Here is a 15,011-nt window from a genome sequence, read left to right on the forward strand (position 1 = left end):
AATTGAACCCCTACCTTTTTGATTCATGTTGTTTTTAATAATTTGTTTATTTTACGCTTTCTTTTGTTTCTACCCTCCTCACCTTTCTACATATCCAGTGAAATCAGCGTACTTCTGTTAGAAATTTATCCAGCTCCGTAAGACCATTACAGGGCTACACTTCTTCTTTCGTATTAAAAACGATTACTATGAAAGTGCCATTTATATAACATTGCCCCATTATTTCCTTATCATTTCGTACATTCGGAAAAGTGGTTTCTTCATTAATCAAACGAGCATGCTTTCGCTAGATTGTCACACGCTCAAAATACAACGGTTCTGTAACTATGCTGTCCTTAAAAGAGATAAAGAGAATATTAGTAACCTGATACATCATTGAAGGTACTCGAACAGCCTGTAAGTATAAGAATAATGCATGTGTTACGAAGCTTCTTCACCAATTCGAAGCTACTCTTCATGCTTTTCCTCCTTCTTACTCCTAATTTTCTTCTTTTTCAAGTTATTTTCATATAATTCTTTAATAGACTTATTTTATCGCAAAACCAACTAATATTTTCCATTTTAAGTTTTCTTTATTTTACCGTAAAATACATACTTGTAGGAGAAATTAATGAAAGCTTAAGCTGTGCTGTAAATTCTATTTAAATAGTAAAGATCGTATCAATATATCCAAGATTTAGAGATTAGCTCTAAGTTTATTGAATTGCAGCAGAACTGAAAAGAGGAAGGATCTTGATGAAAAAGCTATTATTCTATTTTTTATTGTTAGCTCTTATGCTAGTTTCAAGTTATTATTTTGTTCAGAATAAGTCTTTAAAACAGAAGGCTTCCGCTATTGAGAAAGAGGGTACAACCGTAATTGAAGAAGTTGAAAAAGAGCAGTCGCTAACTGCTACAACTTCAACAGCCACATTGTCTGCAATTGGTGATGTACTGATTCATGATAGAGTATATAAGCAAGCACATACTGGAAATGGGCAGTATGATTTTATGCCGATGCTTAAACCTATCCAACCCTATTTAAGTGAAGCGGATATTACAGTCGCTAATCAAGAAACTATGATTGGCGGTGTAGAGATTGGGCTTTCCGGTTATCCGTTGTTCAACAGCCCCTATGAAGTCGGGGATGCATTAAAAGAAAGCGGAGTTGATATCGTAACACTAGCAAACAATCATACGTTAGATCGAGGAGAAAAATCGATTCAAAACGCACTCGCGCACTGGAATGAGCTTGGTATGCCTTATACTGGTTCTTATGCATCTGCAGAAGATAAAGTAAACATTAGAATGATAAAAAGGAACGGCATTGTATTCTCGTTTCTAGCTTATACCTTTGGCACAAACGGTATTTCAGTTCCATCAAATAAATCATATTTAGTGAATTTAATTGACTGGAAGCTGATGGAACAAGATATTTCAAAAGCAAAAGAGCTATCTGATGTTATCGTTGTAAGCCTGCATTTTGGACAGGAATATCAAAGATTGCCAAATGACGCACAGAAGGAATTAGCGTATAAAACAGCAAATGCAGGTGCTGATATTATTATTGGAAATCACCCTCACGTCCTGCAGCCAATGGAATGGATTAAAAGAGAAGACGGAAAGCGCTCGTTTATAGCTTACTCACTTGGTAATTTCCTATCTGCCCAAACATTGGACTACAAAGATATCGGCGGAATTATGCAAATAAAAGTAGAGAAGATAGTCACAGATGGGGAAACTACAATCGAGTTAAAAGATCCTGCCTTTATTCCAACTTTTGTTGATGAAGGTTATATCGTCCACCCTCTCGAACAGATTGCAGGCAAAGAAGCAGCATATAAAGAAATTAAAAATCATATGAGTCAATGGATGCCAGATTTGCAATTTTCATTTCAATAAATATAAAGGAGCTGGCTTTCAAAAGTCAGCTCCTTTATTGCTTCGTCTTAAGTATGTGATGTTTTTACGACATCACAAAAATCAGAATACACCAAAAAAGCCGCCAGATTTTCCTGACGGCTTCCCTTACTATGCTTTCATGCTTATAAAACACTTTCGGCATATGGAAGCGGCTTGTTAGCTGTTTCGATATGCTTCAGAATATGATAGATCGTTTCACTTGTTGGAACCGGCACGTCCAATTCCTTTCCTTTTCGCACAACATAGCCGCTTATTGATTCCAGCTCCATCTTTTTGCCGTTTATACGATCTTGGAGCATAGAAGTTTTATGACCTCTGGCAATTTGTTGTGTCTGCATAAACAGGCTTTCTTGTAACGAATCATGAACCTGGATTCCGTGTTTTTGTGCAACCTTTATTACTTCCTTACACATTCTTTCGGCTATCAATCGTAAATCTTCATTATCTAGAATCTCGCCGACATTTACGCCTAATGCAGCTGAGAGCGGATTAAATGTTGCATTCCAAATATATTTTTTCCATTTATTTTCCATTATTTCAGAGGAATGCTTCGTACGGATTCCCGATGCATTTAACAGTTCCGCCACTTGTTTTGCCATACCTACAGATGAAGTACACAATTCTCCTATCTCAAGATGAAAGGGACCAGCCTGTTTAATGACTCCCGGCTCTTGAAGTGAAGCCTGTATATATGTAGCAGAAGAAAATACTCTTTCTTTTCCAAATACGTTTGACAGTATTTCTTCATTTTCCACTCCATTTTGCAAAGTCAATATGTATGCATCCTGTTTTACTATGGGTAGAAGCTGATGTGCTGTCTCCTCTGTATCCATCGATTTTACACAAAATAAAATAAGCTCTGCCTCACTTAGCCTAGATAGCTCATTGGTGAATTCACTTTCAATTTTCATTGTTTGTTCATTTGCATGAATAAGCAGGCCGTTTTCCTGCATTGCCTTCAAATGCTGTCCCCTTGCTAGGAAGGTTACATCATGACCTGCCTTTTGAAGCTGACCTCCAAAAAAGCCGCCTACTGCTCCTGCTCCTACTATACCAACCTTCATTCTCTCTCCTCCATTTTCTCTTTCTTTTAAATAGCAACTGGTTCACTCTCGAGTTGAATATACGGATACTCTCAATCCTATAGCCAATAAATGTTCTACACTATCTTTTCAAAACTGCACTCCATTTCTCCTGCCATCATTTGGGGAGATTACCACTTTTTCTGAAATTCCGAGTATATATAACGTCAAATTCGCTAGAATCTATTTGTTTATCAAACTCATAGCAAGAAAATCTTTAAACCACCCAATCATGGAATATACTATTTTATTGATCCATTTTAATTACAGATTCTTTATTTTTTCTTGTTATTGTTTGGAATTCTAACTTTGTAACAGTTCTCCAAAGCCATTCTAGTAGCCCCATTCTATAGTAAGATAACCACCATTTGCTTATGTAAATCATAACAACATAAATAAAAATTGCTATAATAACTGCTTGCCAAGTATTTAATTTTCCATAAAGACCCAAACCATAATTATAAAATAGGAATGAGTATACTATAGATTGAAATATATAATTGGATAATGATAAACGACCTGTGTAAATAAAATATTTTAATATTTTACTTATATATTTGTGGTTAAATAATAAAATAAATAACGATGCAAAGCCTAATGATAACATAGGACCAGTTAGATATTGGTTATAAAATAAAATTATTACGCTCGATAGCGGAGGAAGAATCTTAAACATTACAATTATAAAGATGTTTAGCGGTATACCTACAGCTAGACACCATTTTGAAATCTTTAATAATTGTTTTTTATTTTTATCTATATTGTACAAGTATCTCTTTTTACCAACTAAATATCCCAATAAAAACATTGCTAAAACCGAGGGAACTCTTGAAAGTAATAAAGGAAAAAGACCCAAATAGCCTAAAAATCTTTCTTTTGCTAATGTTAAATAGGAACTGTTTAAAAAGGATTCTATTGTTTGTTCTTGTGCATTTTTAAATTCATTTATAAATGCAGTCTCAGCTAACTTTATTTTCATCCCTAATTCCGGTACTGTTCTAAGTATTGATATAGTAATAAGAGCTATCGTTACTATTATTATAGGAATGATAAGAAGTCCAATCACCCATTGAATCAATTTCTTTTCGCTTGAGTTCCTAAAAAAAAGTAATATTGCTCCAACCATAGAGTAGAGCAGTAGTATATCTCCGTCCCAAAGAAAGAAAATATGTGCCCACCCAAATATAAATAAAACTGCTAATCTGCGTGAGAATTGTGGAAGAAATGATTTATTTTTATTTTTTGCACTTAGTAATTGAATGGAAAAACCAATTCCAAATAGAAACGAAAAGAGCGTAAAGAATTTCGATTCAACAAAGATAAGTAAAAATGCTGTGACTACATTGTCAAAGTAATTATCGCTCTCAACAAATCCTGGTGGACCACCAATAGTGAATGAAGCTATGTTAATTAAAAATATTCCAAATAAAGCAAATCCACGAAGAGCATCTAATAATACAATTCTATTTTCACTAACTACATTTGTATCTATCATTAACGATTTCCTCCCTAGCTCAGTTTATTATATCTTGTTCAATTTTCTTTAATATAGTTTGACGAAAATTACGAATTTATAATCTCTTTCACGACTGTCATTTTCTACTAATCCCAAACCTTTTTAAATACTGCTTTAATACCTTTAAAAAACGTTCGTCATAAGCCAGTAAATTCCTTCTTCAACTAAACTGCACATAAATCTAGCCTTTTAATTGAATAAAGCTGGAAGTATCAAATGAATACGGAATACAAATCTAGTTAACATAATATCCTATTATGTGCACTAAAAAAGGATCTGTGTTCACAGATCCTTTTTTGATACTTGTGCAACTAAGGTATGCGTTAGTCGCACAAGGAAAATGCGTTTTTCAATTTATTTAAACGAATTAAAATGTAAAATTAGTTTTTTACATCTTGTCGCCTAGGTTAAGCCTTTATCGCAGTTAACTCGAACACTTCGTTGATCACTTTGGTGATAACAGCAGCTGGGATCTTGAAGAAAACTCCAGCAGGGTCGTTGTGAACAGCCTGTACTATATGTTGCAACTTATCTTCGTTACATTCAAATTCAGCAAAAGTATCCGGCAAATTCACAGCTTTGCGAAGATCTCTTATACGTTGGATCACTTCCTCTAAACATGTTTCAGGCTGTTCGGATGGATTCGTGATACCTAACGCTTTGGCAAACTCTGTGATTCGCGGTAAATAATATGCAGGCAAAGATTCCATTACATTCGGTAAAAGCACAGCATTAGCCAGTCCGTGCGGGATATGGAATTTTGCACCTAACGCGTGCGCCAAGTTGTGAACTGGAATTGCATTTAGACATAGGGAAAAGGCAGAAATCGCCATGGAGCTTGCCATTAGCATATTCGCTCTTGCCTGAAGGTCGTCCCCTTTGCGAACCACAGTCTCTAAGTTGTCCACAATCAAACGAATTGACTGCAGTGCATAGGCATCTGTCATAGGGTTGGCCTTTGGTGAAAAATACGCTTCCACTGCATGAGTCAATGCATCAAACCCTGTAAATGCAGTGATTTTAGGAGGAAGCCCTACTGTTAAATCCGGGTCCAAAATTGCCATATCTGCATTAATAAACGGATGCAGAAGGTTTGTTTTTATTCCAAGCTTTTCGTTCAAAATAACTGCTATTGGTGATACTTCAGCACCTGTTCCCGCCGTTGTCGCAATAGCTACATGCGGAATCGGAATAAATTGAGCTTCCGGCCACCACTCCATCACGTTTCCAGTAAGAAGAGAATCACGTACATCGTGCAGACCTTTATGAAGCATCCATTTGATTGCTTTTACTGTATCTAAGACGCTGCCTCCACCAAGTGCAATCAAGGAATCACCGTTGCACTCTTTAAAGAAACGAGCCCCGCGATTTATAATTTCGCCTTTTGCGTCCTGTTCAATATCTTCAAATACCCCAACAAGCTCTGGCGTACCAGGCGTGATCTCAAATAATTCTTTAATTTGCTCTGTAATCCCAGCTTTAGTTAAACCTTTATCTGTGTATAGTACTGCTCGTTTACCGCCAAGCCCTTTAATCATCTCAGGAAGCAAAGTTCTAGACCCCGCCCCGCTATTAACAACCGTTCGAACTGAAAATTGAAAAAATGATGTGGACATAAAATCACCTGCTTTTTTAGATTTGTATTAACAAAGTACTCTCTATTATCCTAATAGCATTTGATACCAAGGTCTTTGGCTTACTTCAGGTACAAGTGAGCAATGAACATGCTTAATTTGAGAATATTCGTCCAGTGCATGGCGGCCTAATTCTCGCCCGAAGCCGCTTTGCTTGTAGCCTCCAAATGGCGCATCACTTCGGAGCATATGCCAATCATTGATCCATATCGTCCCAGCCTTCAATTCACGTGCGATTTGCATTGCTTTATTCACATCTTTCGTCCAAACTCCGCCTGCTAATCCATAAATCGTATCATTCGCAATTTCAATTGCTTCCTCAATTGTAGAGTAACGGATAACTGAAAGAACTGGACCAAAAATTTCTTCTCTAGCAATCTTCATGTCATTACGAACATCTGCAAAAATAGTAGGTTCAATGTAATAGCCATCTTCAAAGCCTTCTACAATTGTACGCTTTCCTCCACAAACCAATCGCGCACCTTCTTGAATACCAGATTCAATATAAGAAAGAACTGTTTCCATTTGTTGCTTTGAAACCATTGGCCCCATTCCTGTTGCGATATCCAATGGATTTCCAATTTTAATAGAGCTTGCAACTTCAGCTAGCTGTTCAATGACTTGGTCATAAATGGACTCATGTACGAGAACACGAGTGCCGGATTCACAAACTTGCCCAGAGTGTGTCAAGAATCCGAATAAGATACCAGGAATTGTGATACTCATGTCAGCATCCGGCAATACGATTGCAGGTGATTTCCCGCCTAATTCAAGAGTAACGCGCTTCACCGTTCCGGCTGCTAATTCCATAATCCGTTTCCCTACTTCTGTAGAGCCGGTAAAAGCAACTTTGTCTACACTTGGATGTGTTACAAGCGCTTCTCCGATGCTTGCTCCAGGGCCAGATACAACATTGAACACACCTGCCGGGATTCCTGCCTCAGCAGCCAATTCAGCTAACTTCAAGGTAGACAACGGCGTATTGGATGCTGGTTTAACTACAATAGAGTTCCCCATTGCCAGCGCAGGAGCCAATTTCCACATAGCTAAAATCATTGGAAAGTTCCAAGCAGTCACAGCTGCTACAACACCAATCGGTTCTCTCCAAACTTGGTTATTGCTCGGTCCAGGAAATGGTACAGTAGGCAGGGACTCTACATACGGATACTCTACAGTAAACTTTGCTGTTTGCTGCAGAAGATCTACAATAGATAGTATGTCTAAGTTTGAAATACGTCGAACCGTAGCTCCCGAACTGATAGATTCTAAGTACCCCAGTTCGTCTGCGTGTTCGATAATCTTATTTCCAAATTGGACAAGTATGTCAGCGCGTTCTTTTGGAGACTTTTTAGACCATACTCCTGAATCAAAAGCTTGTCTAGCAGATAAAACGGCCTCTTCGACATCTTCCCTTCCTGCTTTTGCTACCTTCGCCACGACTTCACCGTTTGCAGGGTTTACTACATCAAACGTTTCTCCGCTTGAAGCAGGTTTCCACTCCCCATTTATATAGAGTGGAAATTCCAATATTTGCACTGCTGCTTTCATAAAAACTCCTCCTTATTGTTTACTCTTTATATATTCTCTATCAAATTAGTTAACTTCTACTTCTTCAACACGCAAAGCTCTTCTCAAAATTTTACCTGTACTATTCTTAGGTAATTCGTTCAAAAATTCTACTTGTTTTGGCAGCTTGTACTTTGTAAGCTTGTCTTGGCAGAAATGAAGAAGATCATCTTTAGTAATGCATGCATCGTTAGAGACAACGAAAGCCTTGACAATTTCTCCATATTCTTTGTCTGGAACTCCTATTACGGCCACTTCTACAATTGCCGGATGTTGATATAACACTTCTTCTACTTCTCTCGGATAGACGTTGTACCCGCCAACGAGAATCATATCTTTTTTACGGTCAACAATATAGATATAGCCTTCTTCATCCATTCGGGCCAAATCGCCAGTATAAAACCAGCCGTTTTTCAAGGCTGAAGCAGTAGCTTCCGGCATTCCTAAATATCCCATCATCACATTGGGACCTTGTACAATCAATTCTCCGATTTCTCCTCTTGGAACTTCCCTTCCATTCAAATCTACCACTTTATTCTTTACCTCTGGAATATCTACACCAACAGAGCCTGGTTTTCGTATTCCTCGCAATGGATTGAAGGCTGTCACAGGAGCAGTTTCAGAAAGACCGAACCCTTCTAAAATGTGAACGTTATACTTCTCTTCGAATCTATGTAATAGTTCGACTGGGATCGAAGCACCGCCTGAAAAACAGGCACGTATTGATGAAACGTCTTCTGCCGTCGCACCTGGCAACTGGAACATAAAGCTAAACATAGTCGGAACTCCGGCAAATAAGGTTGCTTTTTCTTTTCTAATTGTGTTGATTACCTCGGCAGGACTAAACTTAGGAACGATGACAATTGTTGCCCCGCAAGCAATAGGCATAATGATGCAAATCGTCATACAAAACACATGGAACATAGGAAGAACAGCAATGATGCGATCTTCTTCTGTCATCTCTGTAAGCCGAGAGAGTGATGCAGCATTTGAAGCCAAATTTCGATGGGATAACATGGCACCTTTCGGCTTTCCAGTTGTTCCTGAAGTATAAAGGATAACTGCCAAATCTTCCTCATGGAGGTGAATGTCTTCAAAAATACCATCTGCTTTTTGAAGAAGACGCTCCCATGTCCATTCAGACTTGATTGAATCTGTGTAGATGGCTACCTTTAACTGTTCTAGCTGTGCTCTCAATGAAGATAGTGTCGATTCTAAAGAAGAATGGGCAATTACAGCTTTCGCTTGGCTATTTAATAAAATATAAGAAATTTCTCCTGCAGTGTAGGCAGGATTAATCGGAACAACCGCTGCACCCGCCCGAAGAATTCCATAGTAGGCGACGACAAACTCAGGACAATTCCCTAGCAATAGCGCTACTTTATCTCCTTTTCTGATGCCTGCGGCGGATAAACCGAATGCAGCACAATCTACCATATGATCAAGTTCTGCATATGTAATATTTTGATTCAAAAATGTATAGGCGATACGACTTGGAAATCTTGCTGCACTTTGCTTTAAACTCTCATTCAAATTCAAATTCATCCTTTTCCTGTTTCCTCTCCTCTTTATTTTTTGAAAATTAAGAATATCTTGAATTTATTATATATATAATTTACACTTAAATAAATTCACTATTAGTGATGAATAATTAAGCTGTACTTCTAAATTAAAGGGAGGAACCCATGCATATCGAACAATTGGAGTACATTGTAAAAGTTGCGGAAACAGGGTCTATTTCCATCGCAGCACAAGACCTGCATGTTTCTCAATCAGGAATCAGTCAAGCCATTACTAAATTAGAAGAGGAGTTGGGCGTTAAAATATTTAAGCGCTACCGGCGGCTTGGTGCTGTTCCCACTGAAGAAGGAAAAACTTTAATCAAAAAAGCATATGAAGTATTATTGAGACTTCGAGACTTTAAAGAAGAAGCCCAAGCATATAACACTGTGCTTTCCAGAAATTTAAAATTAGCAGCTATCCCTAGTTTTATGATGCACCTGTTAGAACCTGTAGCTTCTTTTAAAAATGCCTATCCAAATGTGAATATAGAAATCTCAGAAAAGGGAGTTCAGCATATTATTGAACATGTCCAAAATAATGAGATTGATATTGGCCTAATCACGATTTACAACGATGTATTTACAAAAAAAGAAAATCTGATATTTGATGTACTGCTGGAAGGAAAGATGAAGGTGTATGTCAGCAAAAAATCTCCTTTTGCACTGCATAAATCTATAACCCCTCAGCAACTGACGACTCAAAATATTATTCTATATAGTGAGGATTATATGACACGATTTGTGAGTAATTTAATTAGCAAAGTTGGACCTTTGAATGTTTTATTTACCTCAAATAATACAGAAGTAATTAAAAAAGCGATTGTGGAAGGATTAGGAATTAGCTTCGGTCCTGACTTTTCTTTACAACATGATCCTTATGTTTTAAGTGGCGACATAGTTCCTCTTGAAATCATACAGTATGATCAGGTTAATGTAGGTGTAGGATGGGTACGCTTTGAGAATAATCATTTTTCCATAAACACCCGAAAATTTTTAGAGCATTTTAAAAATCACTCTCGAATGCTCACTCAATTAGCGCATAATGTTTAATGTGTGTAAGAGTTCTTGCACCAATCTCATAAAAAGCACATAACTATTCTCATATGTATTAGAGAATAGTTATGTACTTTTTTAAGGATAGACTAAATGCTGAAATTGATGGAACTCCCTGCGCTTTCTCATTCTTTGTTAGTTGCTAGTGATGACAACCACAATGACCAAAAATTCTAATTGATAAATTACTAATTCTCCCCTTAACTTGTTGAATTTCAAAACTCCTCTGTTTCTTATGCTTCTTTATGTCCCTTCTCTCTTTCCTTTTTAGTTCTTCTTAGGAATAATTTGTACAAAAGGACAGGTGTTTAGTTGTGCAATTTTTATATAATACGACACATGTATCCTATAATCTCAAAAACTTGCAAAAACACCTCAAATTCTTTTTGAATTTCCCCGAAAGATATGTTAATATAACTTCTTGTGTTGATCAATATTTCTTTATTATTAATAATCAGAATTTTCAAGAGAAAACTAACAACAAGATTCTGGAGGAAGCTTTTATGAATTTATTTCGTAAAAAATCTGTCTCGAGCGGAGCATCTACTAGCTCACTCAACAAAGTTTTAGGTGCATTTGATTTAACGATGCTAGGAATTGGCGCCATCATTGGTACGGGTATTTTCGTCCTAACTGGTGTAGCAGCAGCAGAATATGCAGGCCCAGCACTTATTCTTTCCTTTATTATCGCAGGGTTAGCCTGTACATTTGCTGCATTATGTTATTCTGAATTTGCATCAATGATTCCCCAAGCTGGAAGTGCTTATACGTATAGCTATGTTGCTTTCGGTGAGCTCATTGCTTGGATTTTAGGTTGGGATATGGTACTTGAATATGGACTAGCATCCTCTGCAGTTGCCAGTGGATGGTCTGGATATTTCCAAAGCTTATTAGCAGGGTTTGGTGTTCATTTGCCGACTGCATTAACTAGTGCAATTGATCCTGCAAAAGGCACATTTATCGATTTACCAGCAGTTTGCATCGTATTATTAGTTACGTTCATTCTTACTCGAGGTGTGAAAGAATCGGCTAAACTAAATACTGTTATGGTAATCATTAAATTAGCTGTAGTATTGCTGTTCATCGCCGTTGGGGTTTGGTATGTTGAACCAGCAAACTGGACACCTTTTATGCCAATGGGATTCTCTGGCGTAACTGCGGGAGCTGCGGTTGTTGTATTTGCTTATTTTGGATTTGACGCAGTGTCTACTGCCGCTGAGGAAGTGAAAAATCCTCAACGCAACTTACCAATCGGTATTATTTCAGCTTTAGCAGTCTGTACTATACTATACATTGTCGTTTCATTAATTCTTACCGGCATCGTTCCTTTCGGACAGCTTGATGTAAAAGATCCTGTTGCATTTGCATTAAACTTTATCGGACAAGATTGGGCAGCTGGCTTCATTTCGCTTGGAGCCATTATCGGAATTACAACTGTTTTGATGGTAATGATGTTTGGACAAACACGTCTATTTTACTCAATCAGCAGAGACGGATTACTTCCGAAAAAAATGTCTAAGGTTCATGCAAAAACTCAAGTACCTGTAGTAAGCACATGGGTAACTGGCGGATTAGTTGCTGTATTTGCCGGCTTAATTCCATTAAATAAATTGGCGGAATTAACCAATATCGGCACACTATTTGCATTCTCGACTGTTTCTCTTGGTATTTTAGTATTAAGAAAAACTCAACCCGATTTAAAACGCGGATTTAAAACTCCTTTTGTTCCTGTTGTACCAGTATTAGCGGTTGTATTCTGTATCTATTTAATGCTTCAGCTTTCCGCATTTACTTGGCAAGGGTTTGTCATTTGGTTAGTAATCGGCTTAGTTATTTACACAACTTACGGATACAAAAACAGCCTATTAAACCAAAATAAAATTATAGATAAAGAGAAGCATAAATCTGCTTAATAAAAAAACGCTTGGACAAAATCCCAAGCGTTTTTTTGATATGCTTCTTTCTCGAAGCAAGGAGCTGCTCTTATAATAGAATCGTCAAAGAAAGTAGCATATGCTTATTTCCTTCCACTCAAAATCATTGCATTTCCTAGTACTTTTTTGTTTAATAAGAGCTTCGGTAATTGTATTTCTGTAGCCAGCTTGTCGCCATTCAATTCAGCTACACCATGTTTCTCTAAAGCATTTAAGAGCTCTTTTTCATCCCCAAATATTTTTTCATCCATAAACAAATCTAAGAAGACAAATTGACCACCAGGTTTTAATACTCTTAATGCCTCTTTTATTACTTCCGTTTTGTTTCTGTTATCTTGTACTTCATGAAAGGTTAAACAGCTTACAATGATATCAAATTCCTCATCATGAAAAGAGAGTGATGAAGCACTTGCTTTCAGAAAAGTAATCCTCTCAGAAACCCCTTCTATTTCAGCATTTTGCTGGCATTGAGCTTTCGAATACTCCCAATTCTCGCCCCAATAATCAATTCCCGTTAAAAAGGACGTAGGAAAAGCCTTTGCCAGCTTAATAATGAGTGAACCGCTGCCTGTTCCTATATCTAGTATTTTTCCTTTTTCATCCCCATTCACTTTGGAAACGATTAAATCATGTATTTTGGACTGATAATTCCCTCCAAATGCAGCGAATTGGTAAACAGAATAAGAAAGTATAAATGCTATATACATAAAAGGCAACGCTAAAATTCCTGATAGGACTCGTACATATAAATTAACAGGTAATACTGCTACCAAAAGAAGACTGAATGAAATACCCAAAAAAATAAGTAATTTGTAAATTCGAATCCAAGTTTGATATTTCGCTTTTGTTTTCACGTTATCAGCCATCCTTAAATCATCTATTTTTCGTTTGTTATGATTATAAAGGAAATTAATAACTCTTTAGCACATAATCCTTTGCTTGGTTTACGTCTCTAGTATCGCCTGAAACAGCTTTAGCAAGGATACCTTTTTTAATTAAAGCATTTACTACTCTACTAATCTTTGTTCGTGATGTATTTAAACAGTCAGCTAAACCTTGAATCGTTAAAGCATTTGCAGGCTTTTTTGTTATGTCATCTACAATAGCGTTTGAGTGCATACTGATATTTGGTTGAACATCAATTAGAAAAACTTTTTCTTCACCAGTAAAATACTTCTCACATCTTAAAAACTCCCAATTTCTCTGCAAGAATTGAGCAAACCTTACCCTTGATTGCGGAGACCTTTTAGTCCCTATGTAGTGTTCTTTTCCAGTGGCTTTACTGATTAAATCCATAGCCTTTTCTAACTCATCTTTGGAAACACCGTTATGTTCTTGTTCAAAATTCTTTCTTTCAGTTTCAAGATCACGCGCCCTTGCATTTTTCTCAGCTTCAGTAAAATCAACAATTTTTCCCATTAAAATTTTCGCTCCTTCTACTAGAAGGAGTTAATCCACTTATGATAGAATATTGATAAGAAGAATATACTAAACAAGGGATTAACCCCTTCATACATTGTTTTTGTAAAGAACCCCTTCCAGCGGCCAAACTTGAGGGGGTTTTTTACATGTATGTATTTCGACATTATCATAACATATTCCTGTCAGAAATAAGACAAGAGCCGACTCCTGCAGCTGGCTCTTGTTGCTTTGTTACCGTCATTCTGATTATCCTCCCAAAACAAAAAAGAACACAAAATATAGGCAAACCACTTCACCATTTCCACCTCATTTATAGAGGGGCAGAGAACAAAGCGTATAAATACGCTTCTCAAAGCCTTGCTACGCAAGGGCTCAACCGTATTTATGCTTACTTTTGCTCATATATATAGAGCCCTTCAACCCTTGATATAACTCGCTTTTTTTATACATACAGACCCTTTTCAACCATCCCCAACCCCTTCCATTCTTGAAAGGGGCTCGCTCGGCGCTTGCCAGGCAAACGGGTTAAGAAAACCGTTTAACCCATTTACATTGGGTCTAGCGTCTTGGTTTTCCTATCAAGTCAACTCCTTATCCTCCTTCGCACAAAACGCTCAGTCCGGTACCGTTGACTTGAGCCACATCTTGTACACTACTTATAGACAGATGCAACCCAAATTAAGAAACATCCACTTCACTAAAAAACACCACATCCCACTGGTAAGGTGGGAGTGGCGGAGATAAAAGGGTGGCATCCCCTTATAAATCCTTGCTGCGCAAGGAAAAAACTGTATGGCAAAGATTTTCTTATATATGGCATGTCTACAGTTTTGTACGATTCACAACTGTTTTTCAGTATGGCACCTTGAAAAAAGTATTAAATCCAAAACAAAAACGAGACTTTATTAAAATCTCGCTAGTTTCCTTACATAATCCAAATTATTGATAGTAAGTCTATTTACTCAAGAAGGAACTCTTTGCCTCTTTTTGATGACAAGATAACCTGCTAATAGGATTAAGTATAAAAAGCTTGTAATCATTACAATTGTATAGATTGGATAAAACTTAGCTGTATAGACAAAGAAATCTAATTGAGAAATATCATGATAATCATAAACTTTTTCTTTTTTGTATAACCATTTTGTAAATTTAGCTGTATACTTCCATTCATCCGGGCGATCGACCAATTGACTTCCTTGATACCAACTTAATAAAGTTGAAACAATAAATACAATAAAACAAAAACCTAATTGAACTAAGTGTATTATTTTCATAAAATCACTTACTCCTTTCTCTAAAAAAGAACGGCATAATTTATTAAATTACGCCGTTCTTTTTTA

General features: G+C 36.9%; 11 protein-coding genes and 1 pseudogene. 3 read left to right on the forward strand and 9 right to left on the reverse strand.

Annotated features, from left to right (window positions below):
• Positions 1 to 735: 735 nt before the first annotated feature.
• Positions 736 to 1,881 (forward strand): CapA family protein, encoded by a 1,146-nt coding sequence (locus J7Q84_RS06960; RefSeq protein ID WP_209093793.1) that lies wholly within the window; start codon positions 736 to 738, stop codon positions 1,879 to 1,881.
• Between the two features lie 143 nt (positions 1,882 to 2,024).
• On the opposite strand, the gene J7Q84_RS06965 is transcribed toward J7Q84_RS06960, so the two are convergent.
• From J7Q84_RS06965 to J7Q84_RS06990, 6 genes and pseudogenes are all read right to left on the reverse strand, one after another.
• Positions 2,025 to 2,966, reverse strand: a complete 942-nt coding sequence (locus J7Q84_RS06965) for a ketopantoate reductase family protein (RefSeq protein WP_209093794.1) — start codon at positions 2,964 to 2,966, stop codon at positions 2,025 to 2,027.
• 136 nt (positions 2,967 to 3,102) lie between these two features.
• Positions 3,103 to 3,186: pseudogene (locus J7Q84_RS18730) on the reverse strand (hypothetical protein); the annotation flags it as partial.
• A gap of 45 nt (positions 3,187 to 3,231) precedes the next feature.
• Positions 3,232 to 4,479 carry a DUF418 domain-containing protein gene (locus J7Q84_RS06975; protein WP_209093795.1) on the reverse strand — a complete coding sequence of 416 codons (1,248 nt, stop codon included), beginning with the start codon at positions 4,477 to 4,479 and terminating at the stop codon, positions 3,232 to 3,234.
• A 428-nt stretch (positions 4,480 to 4,907) separates the two neighbouring features.
• Positions 4,908 to 6,116: an iron-containing alcohol dehydrogenase gene (locus J7Q84_RS06980; RefSeq protein WP_209093796.1), complete on the reverse strand. Its 1,209-nt coding sequence runs from the start codon at positions 6,114 to 6,116 to the stop codon at positions 4,908 to 4,910.
• 45 nt (positions 6,117 to 6,161) lie between these two features.
• Positions 6,162 to 7,682 carry an aldehyde dehydrogenase family protein gene (locus J7Q84_RS06985; protein WP_209093797.1) on the reverse strand — a complete coding sequence of 507 codons (1,521 nt, stop codon included), beginning with the start codon at positions 7,680 to 7,682 and terminating at the stop codon, positions 6,162 to 6,164.
• Between the two features lie 45 nt (positions 7,683 to 7,727).
• On the reverse strand, positions 7,728 to 9,245 hold the full coding sequence (locus J7Q84_RS06990) for a long-chain-fatty-acid--CoA ligase (protein WP_280635568.1): 1,518 nt from the start codon (positions 9,243 to 9,245) through the stop codon (positions 7,728 to 7,730).
• 140 nt (positions 9,246 to 9,385) lie between these two features.
• On the opposite strand from J7Q84_RS06990, the gene J7Q84_RS06995 reads away from it, so the two are divergent.
• The gene (locus tag J7Q84_RS06995; RefSeq protein WP_209093798.1) at positions 9,386 to 10,312 is read left to right on the forward strand and encodes a LysR family transcriptional regulator; all 927 of its coding nucleotides are present in this window, start codon (positions 9,386 to 9,388) and stop codon (positions 10,310 to 10,312) included.
• Between the two features lie 506 nt (positions 10,313 to 10,818).
• Positions 10,819 to 12,228, forward strand: coding sequence for a branched-chain amino acid transporter BcaP (gene bcaP, locus J7Q84_RS07000; RefSeq protein ID WP_209093799.1), 1,410 nt, complete (start codon positions 10,819 to 10,821; stop codon positions 12,226 to 12,228).
• 104 nt (positions 12,229 to 12,332) lie between these two features.
• Here the strand turns inward: bcaP and J7Q84_RS07005 are convergent, their stop codons facing one another.
• The 3 genes from J7Q84_RS07005 to J7Q84_RS07015 all read right to left on the reverse strand — a co-directional run bounded on the left by J7Q84_RS07005 (position 12,333) and on the right by J7Q84_RS07015 (position 14,945).
• Entirely contained in the window at positions 12,333 to 13,115 is a 783-nt protein-coding gene (locus J7Q84_RS07005; protein ID WP_209093800.1) for a class I SAM-dependent methyltransferase, read from the reverse strand.
• 43 nt (positions 13,116 to 13,158) lie between these two features.
• Positions 13,159 to 13,668 carry a MarR family transcriptional regulator gene (locus J7Q84_RS07010; protein ID WP_209093801.1) on the reverse strand — a complete coding sequence of 170 codons (510 nt, stop codon included), beginning with the start codon at positions 13,666 to 13,668 and terminating at the stop codon, positions 13,159 to 13,161.
• Positions 13,669 to 14,633: 965 nt separating this feature from the next.
• A complete protein-coding gene (locus J7Q84_RS07015; RefSeq protein WP_209093802.1) occupies positions 14,634 to 14,945 on the reverse strand; it encodes a YjdJ family protein in 312 nt (103 codons plus the stop codon).
• Positions 14,946 to 15,011: the final 66 nt, after the last annotated feature.

The organism is Bacillus sp. 165 (genome assembly GCF_017742235.1).
Classification (GTDB): domain Bacteria; phylum Bacillota; class Bacilli; order Bacillales; family Bacillaceae_G; genus JAGHKQ01.

Coding starts and splice junctions, on each gene's coding strand:
- J7Q84_RS06995 (WP_209093798.1), top strand. CDS start 9,386: ATGCATATCGAACAATTGGAGTACATTGTAAAAGTTGCGGAAACAGGG.
- bcaP (WP_209093799.1), top strand. CDS start 10,819: ATGAATTTATTTCGTAAAAAATCTGTCTCGAGCGGAGCATCTACTAGC.
- J7Q84_RS06975 (WP_209093795.1), bottom strand. CDS start 4,479: ATGATAGATACAAATGTAGTTAGTGAAAATAGAATTGTATTATTAGAT.
- J7Q84_RS06980 (WP_209093796.1), bottom strand. CDS start 6,116: ATGTCCACATCATTTTTTCAATTTTCAGTTCGAACGGTTGTTAATAGC.
- J7Q84_RS06985 (WP_209093797.1), bottom strand. CDS start 7,682: ATGAAAGCAGCAGTGCAAATATTGGAATTTCCACTCTATATAAATGGG.
- J7Q84_RS07015 (WP_209093802.1), bottom strand. CDS start 14,945: ATGAAAATAATACACTTAGTTCAATTAGGTTTTTGTTTTATTGTATTT.
- J7Q84_RS07005 (WP_209093800.1), bottom strand. CDS start 13,115: ATGGCTGATAACGTGAAAACAAAAGCGAAATATCAAACTTGGATTCGA.
- J7Q84_RS06960 (WP_209093793.1), top strand. CDS start 736: ATGAAAAAGCTATTATTCTATTTTTTATTGTTAGCTCTTATGCTAGTT.
- J7Q84_RS06965 (WP_209093794.1), bottom strand. CDS start 2,966: ATGAAGGTTGGTATAGTAGGAGCAGGAGCAGTAGGCGGCTTTTTTGGA.
- J7Q84_RS07010 (WP_209093801.1), bottom strand. CDS start 13,668: ATGGGAAAAATTGTTGATTTTACTGAAGCTGAGAAAAATGCAAGGGCG.
- J7Q84_RS06990 (WP_280635568.1), bottom strand. CDS start 9,245: ATGAATTTGAATTTGAATGAGAGTTTAAAGCAAAGTGCAGCAAGATTT.